Source organism: Acetobacter fallax (genome assembly GCF_011516735.1).
Taxonomy (GTDB): domain Bacteria; phylum Pseudomonadota; class Alphaproteobacteria; order Acetobacterales; family Acetobacteraceae; genus Acetobacter; species Acetobacter fallax.
Map to the genome: position 1 here is coordinate 1 of NZ_WOSX01000091.1, position 4,220 is coordinate 4,220.

The following is a 4,220-nucleotide window of genomic DNA, read 5'->3' on the forward strand; positions in this document are numbered from 1 at the left end:
GTTCACGTCGGGCAATACCAGTCCATGTCACCATTCACTCCATCTCTTCGTAAAGACGGATGAATCACAACAGGCTGGTATTGTTCAAAAACTTTCGGATCGGACTCTCAGGGATATCAGATCACGATCGATGTATGGAGGGCTTTCAAAGAGTTTTCAAATATCAGGTCATCAGATTGTCATACCCTGTTTTCGCTTCCCGCAGGTTGCGGATTGACCAGTCTCGCTTTACCCCGAAGCTAATGAAGTTAGCACACGCTGCATGCCGCATTCTGTCGCGCAGGCACCCACGTGAAGGGTATACGTTATGAGAAAGGATCGGGACGGTCAGTCTCGTTGCCAGTGGCATATCTCGCCAAATGCCATGCGGCTAAGCAGACTTCTGCGCATGTCACGACGCGATACGCTGCTCAGGGGCATGAGTGCTGCGCTTGTTGGTAGTGCTGTAAAAGCCAGTGCTCAGAATCAGCATGCCCATGACGTGCAGGCCACAGGCTCCGACCCGCTCATTCCAATGTTTATGGCGGTGTCACATCGGCTGACAGATCGCGACACACTTGATCAGCGGATCGGAGTGGCACTGTGCGCCGGAGTTGTTCAGAACAATCCGGCTCGCAAAGAGCAAATTCAGACGCTGTATGATCTTCTGACCAAAGGCAGCTTCGCCAGTGCTGCCGATTTCGCGCGAGCAGCAGAAAAACAGGATGCGGTTCTGAAGGATACCATTCATGACGTCATGACTGGCTGGTATCGCGGCGTGGCGGACGGGAAAGTCGTGGTCTATCGCTCTGCGCTGATGTTCGACATCACCAAAGATGCGGTTTACCCGAAGACCTATGCCGCAGGTGGTCCGTTTTACTGGACAACGAAACCTCCTGAGGTGGCTCTGCCCAATGGGCAACCTGCTTTGTCACCTTCAAAATTCGTCATAGAGCCCACCTGAGAACGAGATCGGTCAGTTTATGTCTTCCGAAGAGAATCTTTCCGCTGACGTCGTGATCGTCGGATCAGGCGTTGCAGGCAGCTCCATTGCCAACGAACTGGCGCGGGCGGGTATCTCGGTCATTGTGCTGGAAGCGGGTCCGCGCGTGGATCGCCAGCATTTTGTCGAGAACTTCCGCAATCTGGAAAACAAACCGTCTTATCAGGGACCTTTCCCGGCCGTCCCGTGGGCACGACATCCACCTGATCAGCAGACACCGAATGACTATCTGCATACTTCAGGGCCGGATGCTGAAGCGTATCAGCAGGTTTATCTGCGTATGATGGGTGGTACGACCTGGCACTGGGCTGGCTGCGCCTGGCGTTATCTGCCGTCTGATTTCGAATTAAAGACACGGTATGGACAGGGTCGCGACTGGGCCCTGAAATATGACGATCTGGAGCCGTTCTACTTTCAGGCAGAAGTCATGATGGGAGTTTGTGGCCCTGACCCGGCAGTTGAGGATCTGGGTTCACCGCGCAAGCAGCCCTACCCGATGGATGCGCTGCCTATATCTTATGCAGCTCAGCAGTTTCGTACTCTGATTACGGAAAAGACGCCGTGGCGCGTCGTGCATGAGCCCCAGGCCCGAAACACCCGACCTTATGATCGGCGTCCGACCTGCGAAGGACATAACAATTGCATGCCGATCTGCCCGATCGGGGCAATGTATAACGGAAGTTATTCTGTTTACGATGCAGAGGCAGCCGGAGCGAAATTCATCCCGAACGCTGTTGTTTACAAAATTGAGCGTGACAGTGCTAACAAGAAAGCGACGGCAGTGCATTACTTTGATCCTGACAAAGGATCACATCGCGTGACTGGCAAATATTTTGTCATCGCAGCGCACTGCATTGAAACCGCGAAACTACTCCTGGTGTCGGCAGATGAGCAGAGCCCGAATGGTGTAGCCAACAGTTCCGGGCATGTTGGTCGGAATATGATGGATCACACAGGCGTGCAGGTCACGTTCATCAGTGGTGATGGAGCCTGGTGGCCGGGTCGCGGGCCACTTGAAACCAACGTGATCGACAATTTCCGGGATGGCTCCTGGCGTAACGAACGGGGAGCATATCTCGTTCATATGGTCGATGACAACCAGGTGGATCTGGCGACCCAGCTGGCGATTTCAAAAGGCTATGTGGGACGCGAACTGGAAGAACAGATCCGCTACCTCGCTTCTCATACGGTTCGACTTTTCAGTCATAATGAAGGCCTGGCGGATCCGGATAACCGCCTGACGCTGAGCACGACAAAGAAGGATATGCTCGGCATCCCACATCCGGATGTTTATTATAAACTGCCTGAATATACGGTTCGCAGCTGCGACAATACACGTGAAGTCTTTCGTCAGCTCATTGGCCTGATGCACGGCACGGATGAGCAGTGGACGCCAGGCTACTTCCCTCAGGACCATCCTGCGGGAAGCACCATCATGGGCGTGGATCCGAAGGATTCCGTAGTGGACGGGCATTGCCGCACGCATGATCACGAGAACCTGTTTATTGCCAGTTCCTCAGTCTTTTCGTCCGTGGGAACCGGCAATATTACCCTCACCGTGGCGGCTCTGGCGCTACGCGTTGCCGACACGCTGAAAAAAGAACTCATTCATGCCTGATTTCAGAAGAGCCTTTTATACCCTGCTGGTAGCAGGGACTTTCCTTGGAGGAGCCGGCGCAGGCACAGCGCTTGCCGCAGACGCCGATCCGGCCCCGGCCGGTCGGGGCGCTTCCATCCCGGGAGCCGGCCCCGATGATGAGGCCACTCTGGCGCGCGGTGCGTATATCGCGACAGCGGCGGACTGCATTGCCTGTCATACAAGCAAAGGAGGCAAACCCTTTGCAGGCGGTCTGAGAGTCGGCACGCCAATGGGCGATGTAATTTCGACCAACATCACTCCTGATCCGGAGCACGGGATCGGGAAATATACTGAACAGCAGTTTGATCAGGCCGTTCGACATGGTGTACGCGGCGATGGATCATATCTGTATCCTGTCATGCCTTACGTCTCGTATTCAGGAATGACCGATCAGGATGTACGCGCCCTGTATGCATGGTTTATGCACAAGGTGATTCCCGTTGCGGAAAGCCCTCCGCCAACATCCCTCAGTTTCCCGGCCAGCATGCGGTCATCGATGACTGCGTGGAATCTGTTCGCCACGAAGGAAACACAGGAAACGGGTGACTCTGCCACCTATGACAAACTGCGCCGGGGGAAGTATCTGGCAAATGCGCTGGAGCACTGCGGCACCTGTCATACACCACGCGATTTCATGCTTGGTGAAAAGCACGATCGCTATGTGGCAGGCGCACCACTGAGCGGCTGGTATGCGCCAAATATTACATCAAGTGCGACCAGTGGCATCGGGGACTGGAGCGAGGAGGACGTTGTCGCTTATCTTCGTACCGGTCGTGTTCAGGGCCGGGGACAGGCAGCTGGCCCGATGGGCGAGGCGGTTGAACACAGCACAAGTAAACTCACGGACAGCGATCTGCAGGCTCTCGCGGCCTATATAAAGCAGGTCCCCGCCATAGAAGATGATCTTGAACACAAGGCGCGGGACAGCTTTGGCCAGGCCGTGAATGAGCCCGATATTCGCACTAAAACACCGACCCGGATTGATGATCTGTCTGAGATGACGGGGCCACACATCTTTGACGCCAATTGTGCGGCGTGTCACGGGCGTGATGGTGCAGGCACTGCCAACCATTATGCACCGTCTCTGTTTACCAACTCGACGGTGGGCACGATGCGACCTGACAACCTGATCATGGTTATACTGAACGGTGTTGACCGGACGGCCGGGAAAGATCATGCGGCGATGCCCGGCTTCGCCGCACATTCACAGGTGCAGCGCCTGAGTGACAGCGAAATCGCTAGCCTTGTCAATTATGTAATGGCTAGTTTTGGCAGCGGCGATCCGCATGTGATGGCAGAGAAAGTGGCTGAATTCCGCAATAAATAATCTTTTTCAGAGGAAGGCACTCGGGAAGTCACTCCCCCAGATGCCTGCCACTGACCGTTTTCGGTTATGCAATTGTTACGCCTGCCTAGATGGCCCTTCGCCGTCCCGGCAGGCGTAATTATTTATATTCAATAATCAGAATTCTGGTGTCCGCTCTCGCTTGATTGTGTTGAAAAAGCCTTGTTGTGATTGCGGATGAAAGCACCGTGGGGTTAGCCTGATTGGCCTCTTCACCTCACTTTGCCGCCATCGCCTCCCGCGGTGGGACGAGC

The 4,220-nt window shown here is 54.8% G+C and carries 3 protein-coding genes; all 3 read left to right on the top strand.

Annotation, left to right across the window (positions count from 1 at the left end):
- Positions 1 to 388 precede the first annotated feature (388 nt).
- Genes GOB85_RS18350 through GOB85_RS18360 form a run of 3 tightly spaced genes read left to right on the top strand, consistent with a single transcriptional unit; the run spans position 389 to position 3,948 of the window.
- Positions 389 to 943 (top strand): sorbitol dehydrogenase family protein, encoded by a 555-nt coding sequence (locus tag GOB85_RS18350; protein WP_173578819.1) that lies wholly within the window; start codon positions 389 to 391, stop codon positions 941 to 943.
- Between the two features lie 19 nt (positions 944 to 962).
- The gene (locus tag GOB85_RS18355; RefSeq protein WP_173578818.1) at positions 963 to 2,600 is read left to right on the top strand and encodes a GMC family oxidoreductase; all 1,638 of its coding nucleotides are present in this window, start codon (positions 963 to 965) and stop codon (positions 2,598 to 2,600) included.
- The gene (locus GOB85_RS18360; protein WP_173578817.1) at positions 2,593 to 3,948 is read left to right on the top strand and encodes a c-type cytochrome; all 1,356 of its coding nucleotides are present in this window, start codon (positions 2,593 to 2,595) and stop codon (positions 3,946 to 3,948) included. Before GOB85_RS18355 ends, GOB85_RS18360 begins: the two co-directional genes overlap by 8 nt.
- Positions 3,949 to 4,220: the final 272 nt, after the last annotated feature.